The organism is Streptomyces sp. NPDC048277, from assembly GCF_040652235.1.
Lineage (GTDB): Bacteria > Actinomycetota > Actinomycetes > Streptomycetales > Streptomycetaceae > Streptomyces.
The window spans coordinates 131,257-154,428 of the sequence record NZ_JBEZLQ010000003.1 but is presented as its reverse complement, the minus strand read 5'-3'; the positions used below and the strand labels follow the sequence as shown (position 1 = coordinate 154,428).

20 protein-coding genes and 1 pseudogene are annotated in these 23,172 nt (G+C 69.8%); 9 read left to right on the top strand and 12 right to left on the bottom strand.

Annotation, left to right across the window (positions count from 1 at the left end; all coding sequences use genetic code 11):
- The first annotated feature begins 300 nt into the window (after positions 1–300).
- Both AB0D85_RS08335 and AB0D85_RS08330 read left to right on the top strand, forming a co-directional pair.
- Positions 301–1,704: a hypothetical protein gene (locus tag AB0D85_RS08335; RefSeq protein ID WP_362315539.1), complete on the top strand. Its 1,404-nt coding sequence runs from the start codon at positions 301–303 to the stop codon at positions 1,702–1,704.
- Positions 1,705–1,852: 148 nt separating this feature from the next.
- The gene (locus AB0D85_RS08330) at positions 1,853–2,035 is read left to right on the top strand and encodes a PQQ-binding-like beta-propeller repeat protein (protein ID WP_362316592.1); all 183 of its coding nucleotides are present in this window, start codon (positions 1,853–1,855) and stop codon (positions 2,033–2,035) included.
- Positions 2,036–2,252: 217 nt separating this feature from the next.
- On the opposite strand, the gene AB0D85_RS08325 is transcribed toward AB0D85_RS08330, so the two are convergent.
- The gene (locus AB0D85_RS08325; protein WP_362315536.1) at positions 2,253–5,621 is read right to left on the bottom strand and encodes a BTAD domain-containing putative transcriptional regulator; all 3,369 of its coding nucleotides are present in this window, start codon (positions 5,619–5,621) and stop codon (positions 2,253–2,255) included.
- Between the two features lie 519 nt (positions 5,622–6,140).
- Between AB0D85_RS08325 and AB0D85_RS08320 the strand changes: the two genes are divergently transcribed.
- On the top strand, positions 6,141–6,374 hold the full coding sequence (locus tag AB0D85_RS08320; RefSeq protein WP_362315533.1) for a DUF1963 domain-containing protein: 234 nt from the start codon (positions 6,141–6,143) through the stop codon (positions 6,372–6,374).
- An 83-nt stretch (positions 6,375–6,457) separates the two neighbouring features.
- Here AB0D85_RS08320 and AB0D85_RS08315 read toward each other — a convergent pair whose 3' ends face one another.
- The 3 genes from AB0D85_RS08315 to AB0D85_RS08305 form a co-directional block, all read right to left on the bottom strand.
- On the bottom strand, positions 6,458–7,243 hold the full coding sequence (locus AB0D85_RS08315) for a peptidoglycan-binding domain-containing protein (protein ID WP_362315530.1): 786 nt from the start codon (positions 7,241–7,243) through the stop codon (positions 6,458–6,460).
- 70 nt (positions 7,244–7,313) lie between these two features.
- Positions 7,314–8,312: a helix-turn-helix domain-containing protein gene (locus AB0D85_RS08310; protein WP_362315527.1), complete on the bottom strand. Its 999-nt coding sequence runs from the start codon at positions 8,310–8,312 to the stop codon at positions 7,314–7,316.
- A 458-nt stretch (positions 8,313–8,770) separates the two neighbouring features.
- Positions 8,771–9,784, bottom strand: coding sequence for an RICIN domain-containing protein (locus tag AB0D85_RS08305; protein WP_362315525.1), 1,014 nt, complete (start codon positions 9,782–9,784; stop codon positions 8,771–8,773).
- 540 nt (positions 9,785–10,324) lie between these two features.
- On the opposite strand from AB0D85_RS08305, the gene AB0D85_RS08300 reads away from it, so the two are divergent.
- The gene (locus tag AB0D85_RS08300) at positions 10,325–11,503 is read left to right on the top strand and encodes a Cmx/CmrA family chloramphenicol efflux MFS transporter (RefSeq protein WP_362315522.1); all 1,179 of its coding nucleotides are present in this window, start codon (positions 10,325–10,327) and stop codon (positions 11,501–11,503) included.
- Between the two features lie 57 nt (positions 11,504–11,560).
- Here AB0D85_RS08300 and AB0D85_RS08295 read toward each other — a convergent pair whose 3' ends face one another.
- The 3 genes from AB0D85_RS08295 to AB0D85_RS08285 form a co-directional block, all read right to left on the bottom strand.
- Entirely contained in the window at positions 11,561–12,028 is a 468-nt protein-coding gene (locus AB0D85_RS08295; protein WP_362315519.1) for a hypothetical protein, read from the bottom strand.
- A 161-nt stretch (positions 12,029–12,189) separates the two neighbouring features.
- On the bottom strand, positions 12,190–13,191 hold the full coding sequence (locus AB0D85_RS08290; RefSeq protein ID WP_362316590.1) for a glycoside hydrolase family 43 protein: 1,002 nt from the start codon (positions 13,189–13,191) through the stop codon (positions 12,190–12,192).
- Positions 13,192–13,462: 271 nt separating this feature from the next.
- Complete coding sequence (locus tag AB0D85_RS08285) at positions 13,463–14,044, bottom strand: hypothetical protein (protein ID WP_362315516.1); 582 nt, start codon at positions 14,042–14,044, stop codon at positions 13,463–13,465.
- A 464-nt stretch (positions 14,045–14,508) separates the two neighbouring features.
- Here AB0D85_RS08285 and AB0D85_RS08280 point away from each other — a divergent pair, with 464 nt between their 5' ends.
- Positions 14,509–14,730 (top strand): hypothetical protein, encoded by a 222-nt coding sequence (locus AB0D85_RS08280; RefSeq protein ID WP_362315513.1) that lies wholly within the window; start codon positions 14,509–14,511, stop codon positions 14,728–14,730.
- 181 nt (positions 14,731–14,911) lie between these two features.
- Here the strand turns inward: AB0D85_RS08280 and ligA are convergent, their stop codons facing one another.
- Positions 14,912–17,002 carry an NAD-dependent DNA ligase LigA gene (gene ligA / locus AB0D85_RS08275; RefSeq protein WP_362315510.1) on the bottom strand — a complete coding sequence of 697 codons (2,091 nt, stop codon included), beginning with the start codon at positions 17,000–17,002 and terminating at the stop codon, positions 14,912–14,914.
- 155 nt (positions 17,003–17,157) lie between these two features.
- On the opposite strand from ligA, the gene AB0D85_RS08270 reads away from it, so the two are divergent.
- The gene (locus AB0D85_RS08270; protein WP_362315507.1) at positions 17,158–17,454 is read left to right on the top strand and encodes a LysM peptidoglycan-binding domain-containing protein; all 297 of its coding nucleotides are present in this window, start codon (positions 17,158–17,160) and stop codon (positions 17,452–17,454) included.
- On the opposite strand, the pseudogene AB0D85_RS08265 reads toward AB0D85_RS08270, so the two are convergent.
- The 4 genes and pseudogenes from AB0D85_RS08265 to AB0D85_RS08250 all read right to left on the bottom strand — a co-directional run.
- Positions 17,415–17,711, bottom strand: a pseudogene (locus tag AB0D85_RS08265) (transposase); the annotation flags it as partial. The gene AB0D85_RS08270 and the pseudogene AB0D85_RS08265 overlap by 40 nt on opposite strands.
- A 213-nt stretch (positions 17,712–17,924) precedes the next feature.
- On the bottom strand, positions 17,925–18,212 hold the full coding sequence (locus AB0D85_RS08260) for a hypothetical protein (RefSeq protein ID WP_078918362.1): 288 nt from the start codon (positions 18,210–18,212) through the stop codon (positions 17,925–17,927).
- A 500-nt stretch (positions 18,213–18,712) separates the two neighbouring features.
- Positions 18,713–19,099: a hypothetical protein gene (locus AB0D85_RS08255; protein ID WP_362315504.1), complete on the bottom strand. Its 387-nt coding sequence runs from the start codon at positions 19,097–19,099 to the stop codon at positions 18,713–18,715.
- A gap of 274 nt (positions 19,100–19,373) precedes the next feature.
- Positions 19,374–19,958 (bottom strand): hypothetical protein, encoded by a 585-nt coding sequence (locus tag AB0D85_RS08250; protein WP_362315501.1) that lies wholly within the window; start codon positions 19,956–19,958, stop codon positions 19,374–19,376.
- A 584-nt stretch (positions 19,959–20,542) separates the two neighbouring features.
- Here AB0D85_RS08250 and AB0D85_RS08245 point away from each other — a divergent pair.
- The 3 genes from AB0D85_RS08245 (at position 20,543) to AB0D85_RS08235 (ending at position 23,110) form a co-directional block, all read left to right on the top strand.
- Complete coding sequence (locus tag AB0D85_RS08245) at positions 20,543–21,394, top strand: NmrA/HSCARG family protein (RefSeq protein ID WP_362315499.1); 852 nt, start codon at positions 20,543–20,545, stop codon at positions 21,392–21,394.
- 220 nt (positions 21,395–21,614) lie between these two features.
- On the top strand, positions 21,615–22,469 hold the full coding sequence (locus tag AB0D85_RS08240) for a hypothetical protein (RefSeq protein ID WP_362315496.1): 855 nt from the start codon (positions 21,615–21,617) through the stop codon (positions 22,467–22,469).
- A 164-nt stretch (positions 22,470–22,633) separates the two neighbouring features.
- Positions 22,634–23,110 carry a DinB family protein gene (locus tag AB0D85_RS08235; RefSeq protein ID WP_362315493.1) on the top strand — a complete coding sequence of 159 codons (477 nt, stop codon included), beginning with the start codon at positions 22,634–22,636 and terminating at the stop codon, positions 23,108–23,110.
- Positions 23,111–23,172 lie beyond the last annotated feature (62 nt).

Below are 23,172 nucleotides of genomic sequence, written 5' to 3'. Positions count from 1 at the left end.
ACTGACGGGCGGAAAACCCGACGTACGCCATGCGCACCGACGGGAACAACATCTCGGCGGGACCAACCGAGTTCTCGTACGTCACAGTAACCTGACGGTGTCCCACCAGTGTTGTTGGGTATCTGCGCGGGTGCGCGCAGGTGGGGGGCTTCACCAAGGGGGGCACCAGGAATGCCGGAGGGGTTGGCCCAGTGGGGGCCGGAGCTTTTCATGACGCGGGAACGGGAGCGATGTCGCGGCCTGGCACCGGAGAACGCGTTGGGAAGGGACCTCGCGCAAGGCGGTTCCGAGCCCTGCCTGTTGACCGTTCTGCGGCTGTCGGCGGGCAGGGACCCGGGAACCGATCTCACCAGTGGATGGCTCCCGAGGGCGCTCGCCCGCACCGGCCACCTCGTCCGCGCGGCTGAGCTGGCGTACACGATCAGTGACGAGCTCAAGCAGGGTACGGAGCTTCTGGAGCTGGTGAAGGCCGCGGCGGGCGCGGGAGACCTGTCCGGCGCTCAGGCGCTGGCCGAGTCGATTCCGCTGCGGCAGCTGCGGGACCAGGCATTGGTCGCCCTCGTGCCGGCGTGGGCCCGTGCCGGTGAGCGCGACAGGGCCGTCGCTCTGGCGGAGAGGATCCGCTACCCGCACAACTGGGGGTGGGCCTGGGCCCTGTTGGCGAAGGCGGTGGCGGACAGCGGCGACAGGGATGAGGCGTTCAGGTTCGCCGATCGCGCCGACGAGGTGAGTTCTTACGCCGTCGACGGGACGGAACAGGTGCTCGCCCTCCTCGTCGCGGTGGCCGTCGCCACCGGCGACCATGACCGGGCCACCGCACTCACCGACCGCTTGGAGGACATCTCCCGGTCCCGCAGCTCGGCAGGGTGGTCCAGGCCACGTCCCCTGGCGATGGTGCTGGCCCGCGAGGCGCGTGAGGGAGACCTCGACCGGCTCGACGCTCTCCTGCGCGACATGGTTCTGGACGGAGAACCTGAAAGAGACCTGGACGAGTCCGCCGTTCGTCCGAACTCCTCCAGATCCCCGCTCGATGCCTGGGACCTGGCATGTGTGCTGGACGCAGTCGCCGAAACCGCCGGCCAGGACGTGGCCCTGGCCGTCGCCGACCGCGCGGAGAGGCTGCTTGAGACCGACGACGGCCGTGATCACGACATTCTGCTGAGGTCCGTGACACTCCTCCTGGCCCGGCACGGGCAGAGCGAGCGGGCCATGGCCCTCGCCGACCGGCTCGACCCCGATCTGTCCGTGGGGCGGAAGGCGGAGGTTGTCGGGCAGTTGGCCCGCTTCGGCGACACGAGCGGGGCCGAGGCTCTCGCCCACGCGATCACCGACTGCCGGGCACAGGACAGGGCGCTGATCGACGTGGTCCGGGAGCTGGCCCGGCGCGGCGATCCGGGCCGGGCCGAGGCCCTCGTCTCCACGATCAACGACCGCTGGGCACAGGGCGAGGCACTGGTCGCGGTGGCCCGGGAGACGGCCCGGCACGGCGATCCGGACCGGGCCGAGACTCTCACCCGCTCGATCGCCTACCGCGCGACACGGGCCCGCGCACTGGCCGAACTCGTGGAACTGTCCGAGCCGCCCCACGCCCGCATGCTCGCCGCGCAGGCCGTGGTTCTTGACGGCTGGGCCCCTGTCCTGCCGGCCCTGGAGAGGATCGTGCCCCGTTCGGTGGCAGTGGTCGTCGACCGGATGACGAGCTGATCCGCGGCGCGGTACGTCATCCTGCCGAGCCGTACATCACCTCGTCTCCCGGACACCGAACCCCTGATTGTCACTGCTGACTGCGAGACTCGTTCCATGATTCGGACGGGGCCTACGCGGCCCTGCCTCCCGGACAGACCGTGGACTTCTGGGTGGACCTGGGACTCATCGTGACCGGCGGTCCCTCGGCAGTCCGACGTGGTCCACTCCCACGGTCGTCGAGGGGGTTGTGTACATGGGCAGCAACGGCTGGTACCTGTGGGCCGTGGACGCGGCCGGGACCGTGTACGTCAGCAGCCTGGACGACTTCGTGTACGCGATTCACACCTGACGTGACGCCCGTGAATCCCCTTTTTTCACGGGGAACGGCCACTCGCTGGAGGGGGGAGTGATCTGCAGCCCTCCGGGGGACCGCTCGTGATACGTACTCGTGAACACCCCGGCGGCCGTGGCGAACGCACGGCCCCGCCGCTGCTCCTGGCGCCGGACCGCGGATCACCCCGCCGCCGAGCTGCCGTCCGTCCCGTTGTCGAGCCGACGTCCGCCGCTCACCGCTGCCGTCGAACCACCTCCACCGACCGCAGCAGCCCCTCGGCCCCGCACTCCTCGGCGATGGCCTGCGCCTCACGCAGCGCGGCGCCTGACCCTGCCGCGGGGCCGTGCACGGCCAGCGCGTAGAGCGCCCGGGCGTGCTCCAGCCGCGCTCGGCCGGGGGCCAGCAATGCCACCGCCTCCTCCAGCTGCGGCAGGCCGTCCGCGCCGCGCAGTTCGCCGAGCATCCGCAGGGCGCGGCCCCAGTGGCTGGGTGCGCCCCAGCCCCGGGCCACCCGGAGCTGCTGCTCGGCGAGTTCCGTCGCCTCGGCCCGTTCGCCGAGGCCGGCCAGGGCCTGCACCCGCAGTGGGCCCCAGGGCCACCAGGCGGGGTTGGCCACCGGCGGCTGAAGGTGGCGTACGCCGTCCAGGCTGGCCAGCGCCTCGTCATGGCGGCCCTCCGCCATCAGCACCCTGGCCTGGCTCTCGCTCAGCAGGCGGGTGCCCTCGGTGCCGATGACCCAGCCACGCATCCGTTCCAGGCAGGCGCGGGCCCCCTCCACATCGCCCAGGTCGAGCAGGAGCCCGGTCATGAAGGTCCGGCCCTGGGGCGCGCCTGGGGCCAGGCCCCAGGTCTCGGAGAGCTCGATGGCGGTCGCCAGCGAGGTGTGGGCCCCGCGCAGGTCGCCGTGGTTCCACTGGGTCCAGCCGCGCCACAGGTTGGTGGCCAGTACCGAGAAGAGCGAGCCGCGCTGACGGGCCCGGACCAGCGCCGCGTCCCACAGATCGCCGACCTCCTCGTCGGCCAGGTGCAGCACGATCACGGCGGTGTACCAGAGCATCTCCTCGCCGGCATCCAGCAGCACCTCGTCGGCCACCGCGAAGCGGGAGAGTTCGACCGCTCTGGCGCGGTCACTGCCGTCATGGGCCGACTCGCGGGCCAGGTTGGCGGCGAGCATCCGGGCACCGGGGCCGTCGCCGCTGATCACCGGGAGCTCTTCGGCGCGGTACGACCGTGGGTGCAGTCCGTGCATGAAACCGCTGGTCCGTTCCAGCGCCAGCAGCCCCTGCCGCGCGTCGGTGAACTCGGCGGGCAGTTCCTCCGCGGCCCGCCGGGCGAAGGCGGTGGCCTGCCCGGGGCCTCCGGCGAAGACCAGGATGCGGGCCAGGGCGAGCGCGGCGATCGCCCGGCGGCCCGGGTCGGACAGGATCTCGTAGGCCTGGCCCAGATGCTCCGCGGCGGCGGGGCCGTTGCCGAGGGCCTCGGCGCGACCGAGTTCGAGCAGCACGTCGGGCCGCTGCTCGGGGCCGGGCGGCTCGTTCAGCGCCCGGGTGAGATAGGTGGCGGCGGCGTCGGCCGCGCCGCGCCCGATGGCTTCGCGGGCCGCTGTACGCAGCAGGCCGACCGCCCATGGGTCGCCCCGGTAGGGGGTGAGCAGCAGATGCGCCGCGATCCGCTCCGGCGGGGCGTCGGCGGCGTGCAGGGCGCGGGCGGCACGCTCATGGCGCAACTGCCGGTCGCCGGGGGACAGGTCGCGGTAGACGGCGTCGCCGACGAGGGGGTGCACAAAGCCGAGCGGGTACTGGTCGCGGATGATCTCGGCCCGCACCAGGGGCGCCAGGGCATGGGCCACATCGTCCTCCGGCACCTCCAGCAAGGTGGCGACATCCCGCAGCGCCGCCCCGTCGCCCAGCACCGCGACGGCCCGGGCCACCGCCGTGGCCTGGCCGGGCAGTTGGCCCAGGCGGCTGAGGACCAGCTGGGAGACGGCACGGGAGCCGACCTCGGTGACCGTGGCCGCCTGCTCGGCGTGCGGCCGGACGCCGCGCGACCGCAGGGCACGCAGCAACTGGCGCAGCAGCAGCGGGTTGCCCGAGGTGGCCTGGTGGCAGGCCTCGGCGAAGTCCTCGTGCGCGGCCTCGCCGAGCACCTGGCCGACCAGGTCGGTGGTGCCGGCCACGGTGAGCGGGGTGGGCCGGATCGGTACGACCGCGGGCGCGTCGGTGAGTTCGGACGGCAACGGCCCGCGGTGATGGGGTTCTCCGGTGCGCAGAGTGGCGACGACGAGGACAGGCAGCCCTCGCAGATTGCGGGCGAGGTGCGCAAGGAAGCGCAGCGAGCCGGTGTCGCACCACTGCAGGTCGTCGACGGCGAGCAGCAGCGGGCGTTCGGCGGCGAGCCGGACGGTGAGCTGGTACAGGCCGCCCAGCACGGCGAAGCCCTGGGGCACTGTGGTGGCCTGGGTGAGCTGATCACCGTGGTCGAAGACCACCGAGGCGGGGGCGGCGGCTCCGGTGAGCAGCTCACCGCCACGTCTGGCGACCTGGTTCTCCAGCAGCTGGCGTACGGCGCCGAAACCGTAGTCCTTCTCGCGCCGGCTGCCGCGTGCCGTCAGGGTCAGCATCCTGTGGTCGGCGGCCAGTTGGCGGGCCTCGCCCAGCAGGCGACTCTTGCCGATCCCGGCGGGCCCCTCCACCAGCACCACCCCGCCAACGCCGCCCCGAGCCCCGGTCAGGCGTTCATCGAGCTCGGCCAGCTGTCGGCCACGGTCCACCAGCACTTCGGCCCCCGGCCTGACCGCCCGCACCGCCACCGCCGCCGGTGCGGACACCGGCTGCCGGTCCAGCGCGGGCGACTGGGCCAGCACATCGGCTTCCAGGGCCCGCAGCGCGGCACCCGGGTCGGCGCCCAGCTCCTCGGCCAGTGTCTGTCGGGCCCGCCGCAACGCGCCCAGCGCGTCGGCCTGGCGGTGTGACCGGTACAGGGCGAGCGCCAACAGCTGCCAGCGTGCCTCCCGCAACGGGTCCTGGGCGACCAGCGCCTCTGCCTCCGGAACGAGTACGGCGCTCTCCTCGCTGTCCAGCCGGGCCGCCAGCAGCCGCTCCCGGGCCTGCTCGTGCAGGTCGCCCAGCCGGGCCGCCTCCGCCCGTGCCCACGGCTCGGCGGCGTACTCGGCGAACGCCGGACCACGCCACAGTGCCAGCGCACCCCCGATGACCCGGGCCGCCTCGCCGGGACCGGTGAGCGTCGCCGCATCCTGCAGCGCTCGCTCAAACCGCCGGGCGTCGACCGCCTCGTCCGGTATTCGCAGCGCATAGCCGACACCGTCGCGGACGATCACACCGCTGCGGTTCCTGGCCGTGCTGCCCGGCTCCAGCCCGCGCCGCAACCGTGAGACGTACGCCTGCAACGCCCCCGAAGCACTCGGCGGAGGCGTCTCGGGCCACACCGCCTCCGTCAGCCGCTCGGGACTCACCCCCGCCCCGTCCGCGACCACCAGCCGGGCCAGCACCGCACGCTGCCGACGGCCCCCGAGGTCCACGGCCCTCTCCTGAACCGTGGCCCGTACCTCACCCAGCACGCTGATCCGCAACGCGTCGTCCATAACTGCCCCCTTGCGATCGTTCGGGCAGCGACAGAATGCACTAAACGACCGTACTGTGGACACTCTCCAAGACCAGCGCCCCGGGGTCCGGCATTCCGCTCGGGCGCGAAGCAGATGCCCAGGCACAGCCTTCGGCCCGCTGTCCCATCGCTCAGCTACTCGGCTCGGCGCCGAGGTTCACGCCACCCCGGTGTCTGAACAGCCGGAACAAATATGGACAGCGGATGTCTCGGCCGGGCTGGTCGCAGTGGGAGGCGGGAACCCGGGACTCCCGGCAGGGGTCGGCTGGCTCGAGCGGCCCGGACACGGGCCACTGTCGTTCGTCGCTTCAGCGCACTGCTCCGCGAGGGACTCGCCGAGCAGTTCCCGCAGAAGGGAACCCTGCTCTTCTTCTTCGCTGGCGGCCAGGCCGACGAGGACGTGCTCGTACCGGCCGATGCCCCGAGACCCTGGCCGGGGTCTCGGGGCTGTATCTGCCGGTGAACACGCCCGTCATCCCGGCCGACGCGCCCCCGACCTGTGGCTGCCCCAGACCCGCCAAGCCCTGCTCGGCGACACCCGGGACCGGCCTCACCCCCGCCGAGCTCAAACCTTTCCTTCGGGCGCCTGCTCGCCCAGTTCGACAGCGACAGCGACAGTGACAGCGACGCGAGGATGACGTGGGGTGGAGAAGGCACCCTCTACTGGCTCATCCGCCCCGAGGACCTCGCAGCCCACCGCTTCGACCAGGCCCGACTCACCGTACAGTGCTGACAAGTCATCTCAACTGGCGATGAGTTCCGCAGGACCGAGCACGCTCCCTGATCCGAAACTCTGGGCCGGGCTGTCCCCGGATATCAGAAGCGGCCCGCGTTGAGTGCCTTCTGGAGCCCTTCCGTGGTCAGCTTCCCCCACTGTCCGTCCTGGGTGACACCGACGTGTGCCTGGAGGGCCTTGATCGTCTGCGGACCGATCTGGCCGTCGACGGCCACATGGAGGTGGCTCTGGAGCGCCTTCTTGGTATTCGGTCCGAATTCGCCGTCAGCGGTCACGCCCAGCACCCACTGGAGCGCCTTGGTGGTGTTCGGTCCGAACCCGCCGTCCACGGTGAGCGGGCAGTACGGGTTGTGGTTCGAGGACGGCGGAGTGGGGGAGCCGGTGCCGCCGCCGGGCAGCCGGAGATAGGTGAGAGGCTCGCCCCGGTGCGAGTTCGCCTCGTCCGCCAGGGTGGTGCGGATCGGGTCGGCCTCCTGGCCGTGGGACACACACAGCGCCCCGAGGCCCTTGGCCGCGCTCTCGACGAGGATGACGACGTGCGTACCGGTGCCCGCGCCGAAGACCACGAAGTCACCGGGCTGGGTCTCGGCAGCCGTGATGTGCTCGCAGTGGTCGAGCATCGTGCCGGTGTAGCCCTGCCCGTTGAACCCGGAGCCGTTGGGGTCCCCGGCCCCGCTCCACTTCGCCATGAGCGTGGCGAAGCCCGAGCAGTCGGTCGAGAAGGGAAGCGAGTGCACGGCTATGCCGATGGGCATCGGCCGGGCCTGCGAGTAGTGGATGTCCGCGTTGTGCTGGACCCCCCAGAGACAGTTGCTCACCATCGCCTGCCGGACCTGTGCCGTGGTTGCCTGAGCGGTAGTACTCATCCTGCACTCCTGTTCGTGAACCTGTTGGACACGGTGTCAGTGCGCAGGAGGTGACGTCGTTGGCGCAGCGTCACCCGTTCATTGACGCTGCGTCCACCGTCGTACCGCCCGCCTCCAGGACCTGGCGGCGGTAGTCGCCCGGGGGCACGCCGTGCGCGGTACGGAAGGCGCGGCTGAAGTCGGCGGCGTGATGGAAGCCCCAGCGTGCGCCGAGGGCGTGGACGGGGTGGTGGCGCAGCCGCGGGTCGGCGAGGTCGGCCCGAGTGCGCTCCAGGCGCAGGTGGCGTATCCAGGCCGCAACGGTGAGTTCGCGGTGCTGGAAGAGCCGATGCAGATAGCCGAGGGATATGTGGTGGTGGGCGGCGATCACGGCGGGCGTCAACTCCGGGTCCGCGAGGTTGAGTTCGACGAACGCCTCGATCCGGGCGAGCAGCGCCTGGCGGCGGGTCTCCGGGAGCAGCCGGTCCTCGGCGTCGATGTGCGAGGCCAGTGTCGCGGCGGCCAGATCGAGGGCCACCTCGCCCAGCCGTCGGACCTCGCGCTCGCCGACCTCTCGACGCCGGACGGCCCCGGCGACGCCGACGAGGTAGCGGGCGAAGACGGCGCTCATCCCGGCGACGCCGGACATGCCCTGCGCGAGCAGCGGGTTCAGCCGCTCCGGGCGTAACGGCAGTGCGGTCCTGGGCAGTTGCAGCATCACCAGCTCCCCCCGGCCGGCCCCGGGCAGGGCACGGGTCTCGAAGGGCTGGGAGGTGTCGTGGAGCAGCAACTGGCCCGGGGACAGCCGGGCCTCGTTGTCCCCCTGGGCGAAGTACAGCTCATTCCTCATGACGACGCTGAGCCCGTACCGCTCGGGGTCCGAGCGGCGCACCAGGGCCGACGAGCGCACGGACCGCATCTCGGGGTAGTCCAGCGCCGTCAGCAGGACCGGGCCGAGCTCCGCCACCGTCACCACGGACCGGAAGTCGGCGACGTGCGGGCTGCTGACCATCGACGGCACGATGTCCTGGGCCATCTGCTCGCACCACCACGGAAACCGGTCGGCGGTCGGCAGGTCTTCACTGCGCATGGTCACGATCACGTGCTGTCCTCCCCCGGAAAGCCAACGAAAACAGGACAGCACAGCCGATTCAACGCCCCGTCATGGAAGCCCCAAACGGGTCCTTCGCTCTCGCAACCAGTGGGTCAACTTGCCGACGTCTCACGTCCCGAGGTGACCAGGATCGCGGAGCGGATATCCATAAGCACTGCGCGCAACGGGAGTTGGCGGCCGCCCGAGCATGAGGTACTGACGTAGCCCCCGCCGGGCGTTCGACCGAGGCGCGCCCCGTCGTCCGTCCGCCCGACGAGGTTGTGGACATTGTGTGCCGTCCACCGCGTTCGCCAATGCGCTCGTCATCAAGTGCGCGATGTCACGCAGCCTGCTGAGCTGCGCCGACTCACCCCGAGGGTTTCCACTGCCCGGAGCCCGGCACTCACCCGCCACGCCCCTGGCAAGGCCGGACCCGCACGCCTGACGAAATACCACTAGTTGGAGAAGTCCTGGGTCATCCAGACGGTCCCCTTCGAGTCCCGGAACACGGAGATGCCGACGTGGGTGAAGGCGGAGCTGAGGATGTTGCGCCGGTGGCCGTCGTCCGGTGCCTTTTCGGCGAGCATCTGCTGGGTGAGGTCCACCGCTGCGGAGGCGATGGCTGCGGAGTCGTCGCTGACGCCGTCGGACTCGCCGATGTTCTCGCCCGCCGTGGTCCACTTCACGCCCGCGGTGGTTTCCCGGGCCCCCAACGCGTCCTCTCCCGGGCATTGATGGGACAGTCCGCACCCGTCCGCCATCACGGCGGTGTGTGCCGCGGCGCTGTGGTTCAGTCCGTCGGTGACGGTGTAGTCCGGCAGGCCGGCCGCTTCCCTGGCCTTGTTGATCGTGGCGAGAACCTGCTGTGCCGGGTCGACGCTTGTGGTCGGAGTCGGAGTCGGAGTCGGAGTCGGAGTCGGAGTCGGAGTCGGAGTCGGAGTCGGAGTCGGAGTCGCAGCGCTGGTGCCGGCCACGGGCACCAGCTTCCACTGCTGGTTGTCGGCGCCGTTGTCGTGGAACTGGATGACCGCCGCACCGTCGTCCGTGGAAGCGGACTTGACGTCCAGCATCTTGCCGCTGTTGCGCGACACGATCGTGACGGCGCCGCCGCTCACGTCGTCGACCCGCCACTGCTGGTTCGCGGCCCCGGAATCGGTCGCCTGCTGGATCTCGGCGAAGTCCGCCGTCGAGGCGTCCTTGACCGTCAGCACCTTGTCGCTGTTGCGGTTGACCAGCTCGTAGTAGCCGTCACCGGTCGACTTCAGCTTCCATTCCTGGTTGTCGCCGCCGTTGTCCTGGTACTGGATCACCGCGGCGCCGTCGGCCGTGGAATTCCCGTTCACGTCCAGCACCTTGCCGCTGTGCACGGATATCAGGTGGTAGTAGGCGGTGGCGTCGATCGTCGCGGCCTGGGACTTCGACTGAGGGAAGAGGAGCCAGGACCCCAGTACCGCGGGTATCCCGATCACCAGTCCGGTCGCGGTCCACCCGCGCCGATGGCGCCCGCGGCCTCGTCGGACCCCTTCGGTTGCCTGCCGGTTCGGACCGTGACCACTTGCTTCGTTCACGCGACGGATCTCCTTGATCACCCATGCTTCTGCGCGGCGGTCGGTGACTACCCTGCGGCCGTCTGTTCTGCACCGCCGTGCGCCATTTCGGTCGGACCCAGGCGCCTCATGGAGAGATCACTGGATCGCTGTTCAGTGACCGCCGAGCCGGAAAGGGTTGCCGCGTCGTGCGGCGGTTGTCCGACCGTTGTGAGCGCAGCAGCGATCCTTTCGGCGTGAAACCGAAGTGCCTCGGCGGGCGCGGGTCGGGTACCGTGCGGGCCATGTCGAGTCCTGAGTCGGACAGGGTGGGGGCTTTCGGTCACGCCGTCAGCCCCCGGAACCACTGAGCCTGTAGGCCCGCCGTCGCGCCGCACTGTGCGGTCGGACGACGGTTCCGTCGGGGCTGGCCGCGGTGACGAGATGACCTTCTCGTGCCTCTCTTCACCTCGGAGCCACTCGATGCCTCTCCCGCTATATCTGCTTGCCATGGCTGTTTTTGCCATGGGCACTTCGGAGTTCATGCTGGCAGGCCTCTTGCCGGACATCGCCTCGGACCTCGACGTCACCATCGGGACAGCCGGCACACTCACGTCGGCCTTCGCGGTCGGCATGATCGTCGGTGCCCCGCTCATGGCAGTACTGGCCCGTAACTGGCCTGGACGGTCGAGCCTGCTCGGTTTCGTCCTCGTGTTCCTGGCCGCCCACGCCATGGGCGCTGTCACTTCGAGCTTTTCGGTCCTGTTCGCCACCCGAGTGGTTGCAGCACTCGCGAACGCCGGATTCCTCGCCGTAGCCCTGACGACCGCCGCCGCGCTGGTCCCGCCCTACAAGAAGGGACGCGCGCTGGCCGTGCTCCTGTCAGGTACCACGGTGGCCACGATCGCCGGGGTCCCAGGGGGATCCGTGCTCGGCACACTGCTCGGCTGGCGGGCCACGTTCTGGGCTGTCGCCGCTCTCTGCCTGCCCGCAGCCATCGGCATCCTCACGGGCGTCCCAGCGCGTCCGACGGAGTCGGACGAGAGTGACGCGCCGACCTTGCGAGCGGAGCTGGCACAGCTCAGGAGTCCGCGACTGCTCCTGGTGATGCTGCTCGGGGCGCTGGTGAACGCGGCGACCTTCGCAAGCTTCACCTTCCTCGCCCCGGTCGTGACCGACACCGCCGGGCTGGGCGAGCTGTGGGTCTCCGTGGCTCTGATGCTTTTCGGTGTCGGTTCCCTCGTCGGCGTCACCGTCGCCGGGCGGTTGTCCGACCAGGGCCCCGGCCTGGTCCTCACAGCCGGCGGTCCGCTGCTGCTCATCGGCTGGCCGGCCCTGGCCATGCTGGCCGACAAGCCGGTCGCCCTGCTTGCCCTCGTGTTTGTGCAAGGCGCCCTGTCGTTCGCGCTGGGCAGCACGCTGATCACGCGGGTCCTCTACGAGGCGGCAGGCGCCCCCACCATGGCCGGCTCCTACGCGACCGCCGCACTCAACGTCGGCGCCGCCGCCGGTCCGCTCGTCGCGGCGACCATCCTCAGCACCGCGGTCGGGAACCTCGGGCCGCTGTGGGCAAGCGGGCTCCTGGTCGCTGTCGCGCTGCTCATCGCCTTCCCCCTGCGCACTGTGGTCGCGGCCGGCCGCAGCACCGAGGTGCTCCGATGACGCCTTCATCGAGGAACTCCACTGCACCCGCCTGCGGACCTCTGAAGCGGGGCCAGGTCAGCCCAGCTTCTCGTGGGCCGCGTTGAGGAAGGTGTTCATGTGTCCGCGCAGGTGGTCCCACGCGGCTTCGGGATCGCCGAGGTCCTCCCACAGGATGTGGTTGACCGCGCTCGCGTGGTCCCAGGCGAACTGGTAGAGCTCCGGTCCGATGAGGACCAGGATCATCCGTTCGCAGATCCAGAGGCGTTCGATGAGGGCCCGCGCGGCGGCGAGCCACTCGGGTGTGCGGCCGGTGGACCAGTCGGGTGCCTCGTAGCGTTCCTCGGCGAGGCGTATGCCTTGTTGCGTGAGCTGGATGAACTCCCGTATCACGTCGAGCCGTTCGGCACGGCGGGTCTCGGCCAGTTGCGTGGCCTGGCGCTTGTCCTCGGTGCGGGCGGCCTGGCGTGCGGTGGTGAGTTGGGCCAGGTAGGAGATGCCACCGCCGAGTACGACACCGATCGACGACGCCCAAAGCTGATTCACCCGCTCACGTTAGCCCGCAGGGCCGTGGTCCTGAGGGGCTCATGCCTTGCCGCAATCACGGAACGACGCAGCAGATTGACACCTGTGCTACCAACGTTGTTCAACGCGTCGCGGAATTCAGCAAGTTACTCTTCTGCCCGTCGCCCCTATCGCAGGACGTGTCAGGCGTCGCCATCCAGGTCGGTTCGGTGGCGCAGGATGCGGAGTGCGGGGCCCTCGAAAGCCATCTCGTACAGTTTCCCGCGGGCGTTCTCGAACGGGCGGTGGACGATCAGCATGAGTTCACCGTCGAAGGTGTGGAAGAGCATGCCGTGGCCGCTGTCCTCGCGGACCAGGGGGCGTCTCTGTTCCCAGGGGCCGGTGACCGTACCGGACTTGGAGACGGCGTAGGTCTGGACGTAACCGCCGGTGACGGTGCCGTCGGGGGCCGGGGTGTCCTTCTCGTACGTCGACCACAGCATCAGCAGGCTGCCGTCGGGCGCGCGGTGCAACTGGGGGCCGTCCGTGATGTACGGCGCGAGCTGGTGAGGGAAGCCGGCCGGGATCTGCTCGGTGAGCCAGGGGGCGTCCGACGCCTTGAAGAGGAGGACCGGGTCTCCGGTGGTGGCGGAGAGGTCCGGGGTCAGGCGTACGGCCTCCATCGTGCCATCGATGGTCTGGAGCCACTCGTGCGCGTAGACCAGCCACGGCTGCCCGGAGGCGTCGACGTGGAGCGTGCCGTCGAGCGCCATCAGGCGCTCGGGCGTGGTGGGGCGGGAAGGGTCCAGTACCGTGAAGGGACCCAGGAGCGAGTCGGACACGGCAACGACCGTGCCGCGCATGTGGTTGCGGACCGGGAAGGGGTTTCCCCAGCGGCCCGGCGCGGGCACCGGAAGCGGCTTCGACTCGTCGTGGAGCGTCGTGAACAGGTAGTACCGGCCCTCCCATGCGTGCACTTCCGGGGCCCACGCGCCGTCCGTCGCCCAGTTGCCGTCCTGCTCGGCGGTCAGGAAGACCACGGTGGGGCGGGTCCAGTCGCGCAGGTCATGGCTGCGGTAGACCATCGTGCCGATGCCGTCCACGCCTGACACGGACGGCTCGTTGGACGTGTAGAGGTGGTATGTGCGGGACTCGGCATCGGCCACGACGAACGGGTCGTGCAGAGGCATCCCGGGAAGCCGCATCGGTTCGTTGTCAGCCACGGGCGAAGCATACGTGCCGGTGCGGACCGGCCGCCGATGCACACCGTGTACGGGGCGTAGCGCTGGACCGTGAGGGTCGGTACCCGGGCCCGGGTACCGATGTCGGGGGCCGTCCGAGCCAGGAGCAGAGACGGTGCGGTAGCTGTCCAGCGCACGCTGGGTCGCCCGCTACCGGCAACTGGGTGCTCAAGGCATCCCACCGTGTCGCATCAGCGGCCGCGTTCGACACCGATCGCGCCGGCCGGATCGCCACTCAGGAGTGGGGCTCCAACCCGTAGGACGGCCTTTTGCCGGCGGGTGCTTCGTCGGCTGGGGCGCGCTGGCGGCGCAGTCTTCGCGGGTCGAGGGCTTCGCCGAGCGACCTGGCGACACTGCTCGCCGTCATGAGGTGGCCGACGATCAGCACCGCGAGGGACGCCTTCTCGCCCTGTCTCCCGGGTGCGGCCGGCCGTGGGCCGAGCTGCGGATCAGTCCTTCCCAGGGGGTCGCGGGTGACCTGCGCGGTGCTGCCGACTCGCGGGTTGCCCTCGACGGAGATCGTCGTGCCGTCGCCGAGACGGACATCGGCCCAGGCCGTGGAGGAGTCGCTGTCGCCCTGCACGGACCAGGACTTGGTGACCACACCCGCGGCCGTCACCCCGCGGTCGTGCAGGATCTGCTGGTCGATGTCCCACGCGCCGAAGGTGACGGCCGTGAACCAGCTGACGAGGACGGCAGCAACGCCGACGAAGCAGACCACGGCCTTTGATTTGCCGGTCCGGTCGGCCCGGTGCCGCCTGGCGTACCGGAACATCCGCACGGGCGCGCCGAGATAGACCGGCAGGCCCCCAAACATGAGGAACGTAAGCGGAATGTGGTACCCAGCGCGCCACACTTCCAGCACGAACCACGGCCACAGCAGCGAAAGCCCCCGCCGAGACGGCTGCCGCCAGCCTGCGCTTCCGCAAGATCCCGATCTGCCCGGAGCCCGTCGCTCGTCACACCTCGCCCTGGTGGCAGAACGATTGCCGATGGAGCGACTGTGACAAGGAGCCTGCCTCCCAGGTGACGACCAAGCTGCTTCGGCCCGGCTCTTCTGCCGGCCTGAGCAGGAGACCGGGAGCGTCCTCATCGAGGCGGCCGAGCGATTCACTCGCGGTGAGCAGACCGAGGCCGTCGCGAGGGAGCTTCGGGTGACGCCGCAGTCGGCCTCGGGGACGACCTGTCGGGTGAGGGCGACACCCTGTGAATCGCGGTGAGGTCTGGGCACTACCTGACGGCCGTAACGTCCTGATCATCAGCCTGACTGGCCTGGAAGAGATGTACGGCGCAGTCCTCGTGATCGTGCTGCACGAGAGCGGACGGTTCCCGGACACGGCCATGTCGGTGGTGATCGGCGTTCCACTCCCGAGCACCGCCGTCGCCGTCAACATCGTGCAGCTCAGGGTCAACCGGTTCGAGGGCGCAAAGCTTCTCGGCCCCGTCGACGCTGCGGCCATGGCCCGGGTGGACCAGGCCCTGCGCGCCGTACAAGACCTCTAGCCCGCCGCCGACGACCGAGGCAGTTGGGCTGGTCGGGGCGGGCGGGTCTGCTCGTCAGGGTCGGTTGTCAGCCAGCAGCGGGTCTTGTCAGTAGCCCAGTTGGTGACGTGCATGCACGAGTAGCGCACACTCGTGCTCGGGGCCTGAATCATGTCGGTACAGACCTCCCCTGGTCGACAGTTCAGGTCAGGAGGTCGGCCACCAGGAGGGCGAACTCGTCGGGTGTGGCGAGCCGGACGCCGAGCTGTTCGGCTTTGGCGCGCTTGGATCCCGCGTTCTCGCCCGCGACGACGAGGGTGGTCTTCTTGGAGACACTGGAGGAGGAGCGCCCGCCGGCCCGCTCGATGAGCTCGTTCATCTCGTTGCGGGAGAGCTTCTCCAGGACCCCGGTCATCGCGCCGGTGACGACCACCGTCATTCCGGCGAGCGGGCCGGCCCCTGCCGTGGCGGCCGGTGCCCCGTTGCCGGGGACCTCTTCGTCGGCGGGTGCGGGCGGAGTGGCTCCGGGTTCGGTCATGTTGACGCCCGCGGCGGTGAGTTTGTCGATGAGCGGGGCGAGTTCGGCCAGTTCCGCGACGATCGAGGGTGCCTTCTCCACGCCGATGCCGTCGACCTGCTGCATCGCCTCCGCGTCGGCGGCACGGATGTTGTCCATGGTGGCGAAGTGGCGGGCGATGCGTCGGGACATGGAGCGGCCGGTGCCGCGTATCCCGAGTGCGCACAGCACCCGTGAGAGCGACTGCTGTTTGGCGTTGGCGATCGCGGTGAGCAGGTTGTCGGTGCTGGTGGCGCCCATCCGCTCAAGGTCGAGCAACTGCTCCCGGGTGAGGGCGAACAGGTCGGCGAGGTCGGTGACGAGGCCGGCGTCGACGAGCTGGACGACGCGCGTGTGGCCGAGGCCTTCGATGTCGAGCTGGTCGCGACCGGCGGCGTAGGAGAGGGAGGCGACCAGGTGACAGTTGCGGCCCTGGGCGCACCGCCAGCGCTCCTCGTTCTTGTCGATGTCCGATCCGCAGCGCGGGCAGGTTTCCGGGAAGGCGATGGGCTGTTCGTCGCCGGTGCGCAGGTGGGCGACGGGGGCCTGGATGCGGGGGATGACGTCGCCTGCGCGGTACACCATGACCTGGTCGCCGAGCCGCAGGTCGCGGCGGGTGATGTCGGCGGGGTTGTGCAGGGTGGCGTAGGTGATGGTGGAGCCGTCGATGACGACCGGTTCGAGGACGCCACGCGGGGCGATGATCCCGGTACGGCCGACGTTCCACTCCACCTCCAGCAGCCGGGTGATCTTCTCCACGGCCGGGAGCTTGTAGGCGACCGCCCACCGGGGTGCGCGCGATCCTGATCCGGCGGCCTGCTGGTCGGCGGCGAGGTCGGCCTTGACGACGATGCCGTCGATCCCGAACGGCAGCCCCGCGCGGGCCGCGGCGATCTCCTGCACCCGGGCCAGAACCTCCTCCACCGACTCCGCAACGGCGTCCGGGACCGCGGTAACGGCACTGGTGTGCACGCCCAGCCCGGCCGCCAGGTCCATGAGCTCGCTGTGCGCGGACACGGTCAGTCGCTCCGTCGTCGCAGGGTCGGTGCCGGGCAGGGGCAGCAGCCCGTAGCCGAAGAACGACATCGGTACCGTGTACAGCCGCTCCCTGGCCCGCAGCGTGCCCGCCGCGGCGTTGCGCGGGTTCGCGAACGGCTGCCCACCGTGCTGGCCGCGCACCTCGTTGGCGTACTCGAACTGGGCGCTCGTCATGAGGACTTCGCCGCGCACCTCTACGGTGACCGGCTCGGCGAGCTGCTCGGGCAGTCCCTCGATGGTGCTGATCGCGTGCGAGACGTCCTCCCCGGCCGTCCCGTCCCCGCGGGTGATCAGCCGGGTGAGACGGCCATCGGTGTACCGGGCGGCGACAGCGAGCCCGTCCAGCTTCGGCCCGACGTGGAAACGGGTCACCTCATGCCCGATACGACGGGCCAGCGACTGGGTCCAGGCGGTGAACTCCTCCGGGGAGAACACGTTGTCCAGACTCAGCATCGCCACCGTGTGCGGGACATCTCCCTCCACCGCGCCGCCGGCCACCTTCCCGGTGGGGGAGTCGGGCAGCATCTGCTCGGGGTGCTCGGCCTCGAACGCGGCGATCTGGCGCACCAGCCGGTCGTAGGCGTCGTCGTCCAGCGGGGAGGTGCCGCCCGCGTAGTACGCGGCCGCCGCTCCGACGGCGTTCTGGACCGCCTGTGCGTAGGCGGCGGAATCCACGATCACTGCTGCAGGTGTTGTCATGACCGGCATCCTGCCGCCCACCACTGACAATGAGACTTGTAGGCGGGTTCGGAGGCCATGGCTCAACCACTGACTGACGCCGCACAACGCCCCCGGCGTCTCATGAGCGCCTGCCCCTCCGCCTCCGGTATGCCGGAGGCGACCTCCCGCGCTCCATGACCGGCCACACCACCCGCCCGGCCGTCGCACCGGCCGTCCACACTGTCCTGCTGTACCCCGGCGACACTCTGTGGGCCCTGGCCCACCACTACAGGACCACGGTCGCAGCATTGCAGCGCGCCAACCACCTCGGTGTCTCTTACCTGTGGGGCGGAACCGGCAGCGGTGGCTACGACTGCTCCGGCCTCATCCGGGCTGCCTGCGGGTTCGCCAGGGGCGCCGGCTTTGGAGGCAGCTCACGCTTGGGGGTGCCTTACGGCGCAAATCCCTCTAGGTCGCGTATTGAATCGTGATCAACTGGTGGGCCGGGTGAAGGTCTTTGATCCAGTTCATCGCGGCTTGCGGCATCGTGGTGTGCCCGCACGGTGTTGGAGTGGGCGACACAGACCAAGGACGGGTCCGCCTCGCCCGCTTCGCCGCTTCCGTGATCAGGACCTCCAACAGGACGTCCAACAGGGCCTTCGAAGATGTCGGCGTCATGCCACTGCCGGAAGCGGTTGAGCACGGTCGACCAAGCGCCGAACTCCTGCGGCATCTCCCGCCACTGCCCGCCGGTCCTGGACCGTCAGACCACACCCTCGAACTGCGGCCGGAGCCGTTGGGGGTATGGGCCGTACTCGCTGACAGGCGAATACGGCCCGGCGAACTCCCAGTCCATGTCCTTCAGTTGCACTCGCGTCATGCACGAAGATCTACCGGACCAGACCGCGCCGCGAGAGCGAAGTCCGGAACTGCCACCGCCTGCCGTCGAGTCGAACCAGGCTCAGCCGAGCCCGCGATGGGCCGCCCACAACGTCCCGGCGCGGCTGGCCGCGTCGACAACGAGAGCCGCGAGTTCCGGTTCGTCGGGGACCGGGAACGAGACATATGCTCCCCGACCACCGCCTACTGGTCGACCGTAGGCTTTCGCGGCGAGGTGACCGTCCGGGAGAAGCCGGATGTTGAGTGTGGTCAGCTGGAACTCTTCACCACGTCGAGTGTCTGTCCAGCGGAGGGCCTGCGGGATCGTGACGTTGATCGCCAGAGCACTCACTTCCAGGTCGCTGCTCATGGATGGATGATCCCACGAGAGTCGCGCAGGCGGGCGGGGTAAGCAGACAGTCTGATCGCGACTCGATACACGCCCTAGTGCACCAGACTGTCGTCGTGATCATGCCGCGTACACGGCTGGGAACGGGTACGGCCACCGCGTGATCACCGGAGGTTGTGCGGACTCCTGAAGATCGTGCGGTGGCCGTGGGCCATGGCGTAGACCCTGCCCGTTGGTGGGCGATGTTCGACCAGGTCATGGCCCGGCTCGCGCGTCGGTCCGGGAGGGTGGGGCCCCGGGCGACCGCCCGCGTCTACCTGTTCGGGCCGCTGTCGAGTGTCGAACGGAAGAACTGCCGGCAGCCGGCCGAACAGGTCGGCCTTGCCCGGGCTGATGCAGTGCCTTGCTGCGCCACGCCCGCAGGACGCACCACGTGCACCGAGCCCAAGGCACTGCGGCGCAGGCGGATATGAATGCCCCACTGCCTCTCCGCGATGGAGCCCACGCAGCGCGCGCGGTTGTCAGCAGGTGGAGTCGTCCTGGATCTCGATGCCGGTCACCGTGAAGGAAGAGGAGAAGTAGACCCCTTCGTTCGGCGCCAGGCAGGTGTAGTACGTGTCGCCGGCGTAGGTGTACCGCAGGTAGGCCAGGTCGGTGTTGCGGGTGTTGTAGACGTAGTTGGCGCCCTTGCTCTTCGAGCCGAGGGTTTGGTAGTAGCTGGTGATGTCCTGGTATGCGGCGGTGGGCGAGCCCGCATTCCAGTCGCTGTCGGTGAGGTAGAAGCAGACGCGGGGGTGCGCGCATCCGTTGTAGCTGGTGGCGGAGGCGGGTGTTGCGGAGAAGATGGCCGCGCCGACACCCATGGCGAACGCCATGGCGAGAGTCCGCTTGAGGAACGGCATGCGCATGTCTGCCTCTTTCTGTTGAAGAGATGTCACGGCGGGTGGGACAAGCACGGGGGCCGAAGGCCCGACTCGTCCCGTGCTGCGGACACCGAACTCGCCGATGCGTCTCCTCAGCGGCGTTCCGTGTTGCACACCGGACTGTGTGCCAAGGACCTTGTGAAAACCTTGCGCCCTGGTACTCCAGTGCGACCTCGGGATCCAACCGGCTCGGGGGTCTGCGAGTCGTCACGGGTAGTGGCGGCTTCACGAGGGCGCCGCAGGTGCCGGTCTGGGTTCGTCACATTCGCCAGGTGCTGGAGTACTGGATGTGCAGGCTCCCCGGTACGTTGCGGCGGGTCTGTGACCGTGGCCAGGGGCCGGGGCTGAGCTCGACGCAGAAGTGCCCTGCGTGTGGGTGGCGATGCAGATATGACGGTGCTTCGTCAACGAGGCCGCGAAGCGCGGTGCCGTGTTCGCGAAACGCGGTGGAACTGCCCACGACGAAGAGAGTATGCGCAGCGATGTGGAAATCGAGGTGGTCGCGGTACGTCCGGTAGTGTCGCTGCTGGTAGTCGATCACCGTCTCTTCGGGAAAATCCTGGGCCGGGGTGGTTGTGGTGTGGGGTTTGCCGGCACCGAGCCGCGCCCGGACCTGCTTCCACGACGCGATCGGAAACTGCAGGCTGTGGTGGACCAGAGCCAGGTCCAGCGAGACCGGTTCACCTTCACTCGTGACGCCGTCGGGGACCGGGTTGGCCCGGATCGGCAGGTAGACCAGCGAATGGGCGGACCGGGCGGCCAACGCCCACAGGTCGAGGAGTTGGGCTGCGCCATGCCGGTCGGAGTACATCGACAGCCAGTGACGGTCGTCGCGCAGCGCCAACCGTGCTGGGGTCGGGTCTGCCCGAATCACCCGAAACTCGTTGCTGCCCAGCCGGACTCTGTGTATGTGCACCCGCTGGGTCACAGGCTTCCTCATACTCCGGTTTGGCTTCGTGATCTTGCGTTGAACCTGGGCGAGCGGGAACGGCTGGTGGGTGACCATCGGGGGTCGTGCGGAGTCCTGAAGATCGTGCGGTGGTCGCGAGCCACAGCATAGGCGCTGCCCGTCGGCGGGCGATGTTCGAACAGGTCATCGCTCGTGTCGCGGGTCTGTTCAAGCGGGTGGAGTCGCGTGCCACGGCCCGCGCCTTCGTGCTCGGAGTGCTGTCCGGCGTCGAGCAGAAGACCTGCTGACGGCTGGCCGAACATGCCGGCCGCTCCGGCCACCCCAGCCATGCCGGCCATGCCGGTCCCGGGCCGGGCAGCGCCTGCTGCGATACGCCTGCTGCGACGGCGCCGACGCGGTCGAGTCCTCCAGCGCCCATGTCGCGCGCGTCGGCACCACGAGCCGTCGTTCGTGACGGATGGTTGCCGTCGGAGCGGACTTCAGGTCAGACGTCCACTACCGGAAAGGGGAGTTCTCTCATGGTGCATGAGCCGATCCTGGTGCTGGCTGCGACGGGCGGACAGGGCGGGGCCGTGGCCGACGCGCTGCTGCGCCGCGGAGCACGGATCAGGGCGCTGGTACGCGACCCAGGCCGGAGTGCCGCGCGGCAACTGGCCGACCAGGGCGTCGAGGTGGTGGCGGGCTCCCTGAGTGATCGCGGGTCGCTGGCGGCGGCCATGAAGGGGGTGGCCGGCGTCTTCGCGTTCACCACCCCCTTCGAGGCCGGTGTCGAGGCGGAGGTGGAGCAGGGGAGGGCCATCCTCGCCGCCGCGGCACGGGAGCGCGTCGCGCATCTCGTGTTCAGCTCGGTCGCCGGTGCCGACCAGGACAGCGGGGTTCCCCACTTCGAGAGCAAGGCGCGCATCGAGGCGGAACTGGCCGCGGGCGATGTGCCCTACACGATCCTGGGGCCGACGTACTTCTTCGACAACGCGCTCGGCGGAGCCCGGCGCATCCTCGACGGCATCCTCGACCTGCCACTGCCGCCCGACCGGCCGTTGCAGCAGCTCGCCCGGCCCGACCTCGGCGCGTTCGCCGCCGAAGTGCTGCTCAGCCCCGCTCGCTACGTCGGGCGGCGCATCGAACTGGCCGGCGACGCGCCCACGCCCGCGCAGATGGCTGCCGCGCTCGGTGCTGCGCTGGAACGGGAGGTCCGCCATGAGTACGTACCGCTCACGACCATCGCCAATCCGGACATGCACGCGATGTGGACGTTCCTGAACGGACCCGGCTATCGCGTCGACATCCCCGCGCTCCGGGCCGCCCACCCGGAGATCCGCTGGACCGGCTTCGCCGACTGGGCTCAGCGCACGTGGGCGACCCTCGGCTGAACCGGCCTTCCAACTCCCAACCGGCTCGCCGGACCGGGCAGCGCGCCCGTGGGTCTCTGGGGCCCGGTGCCGGGGAGGGGCCTCCATCCAGGTCGCCCGTCCCGGGCGCGGAAAACGATCCCGCGCGCTGTGAGAGTGCGCCCTGAGTGCGCCAAGCGGCCGGTCACGATCCCGTCGACTCGACGGGACGGCGCCGGCCGCAGTGTCAACATCAGCCGCTATGACGTCACTTGAAAGGACGGCCGCCTTCAGGCCTGACACGTGCAGCAGCGGCGCCGGCGGCATCGACTGGAGCGGCATCGGCTCGGCCGGAGCCATGAGCGCCTTCTGCGGCATCATGGCCGGGTTCGTCCTCGCCGGCATCGTCGTCGTCATCGGGGAGAGAAACCCGCCCGCGGGCGACGGCCACGCCTCCCGCGGCCTGAGACTTCTGCTGCCGTGTTTCATCGGGCTGGCGACCGCCTCGTACCTGTATGCGCTCACCTCCGGTGAACTGGTCTGCAGCCGTGCCATCACGGAGCAGCTGTTCTCGGGGGCGATCCTGGCGGGCGACGCCGTCGTGGTGATCGTTGCACTCGCCTGGCTGCTGCCCGCCTACGGCCGCAACACCCACGACACGGTCAGCTTCTTCCGCGGACTCATCCAGTTCGCCGCGCAGTTCTCCCTGTTGATGGTCGTCGTGTCCGCCTCCGGCTTCGACAACTCCGTCCTCCACCATCGAGCCGCCGGATGGTCGGACGCCATGGTGTGGGCGAGCTGGGTCGTCGGCGTCGGCGCCGTCTTCTACTTCTGGTGGAAGCGTCCGCCCGCAGCGGCGCCCCCTGGCCGGCCCGAGGAGGAGACCTACGAGCAGTGGCGCGACGAGGTCGTCCTCAACCGGCGGGTACGCATAGCCTCTTGGACGACGCTGTACGTCGGCGGTCTTCTCGCCGTCGCGAGCGGCGTCGCCGTCGGAATCCCCTACAACCACTGGGCCGCGATGGCGCCGGGGCTCGTGTACGTCCTCGGCGAAGCCGCGCTTCTCCTGCCGGGGGCCATCATCGTCACCGCGGTCTGGGCAGTGCCCCGCGAATGAGCGGTCGGCATCAGCAATGCGCCTTGATCAGCCAACTTGCGTTGACTCGTACAGCTCGTACAAGCACGAGTACTGAGGCCAGGTCCTAGGATCGTCGATGTCGTCCTGGACCACCGCTCGTCCGAGCCGGCGGCCCTCGGTCGGTGGTGTGATGGGAGAGCGTGATGGGCTCGTTCGATGTGCCGCTGGACGAGGAACGCACTCAGCTCGATGCGTTCGTCGAGGAGTACCGGAGCGCCCTCGATGCAACGCTCGACGGTCTTACCGAGGAGCAGGCGCGCTGTCGGCTCGTCCCGTCGGCGACGACGTTGCTCGGGCTGGTCAAGCACGTCACCTGGATGCAGCGGATCTGGTTCGAGGAGTGCGTCGGAGGCACGTCCCGTCGGGAACTCGGCCTGGTGGAGATCGCGGACGACTCCTTCCGGCTTGCCGACGACGACACCGTCGCCTCCGTCACAGCGGCCCACCGGGAGGCCTGCGCGACGGCCCGGGCGGTGGTCGCCGACCTGCCGCTGGACGTCGTCGTGACCGGCCACCGGAGCGGGCCGCGCACGCTGCGCTGGGTGTACCTGCAAGTCCTGCGCGAGCTGGCACACCACTGTGGGCACGCCGACATCCTGCGCGAACAGCTGGTCACATGAGGTGCGCGTCAGCCCCCTTCGCCGTGCCGCACAGAACGTGCCCGTTGGCTGGATCTCCGCTC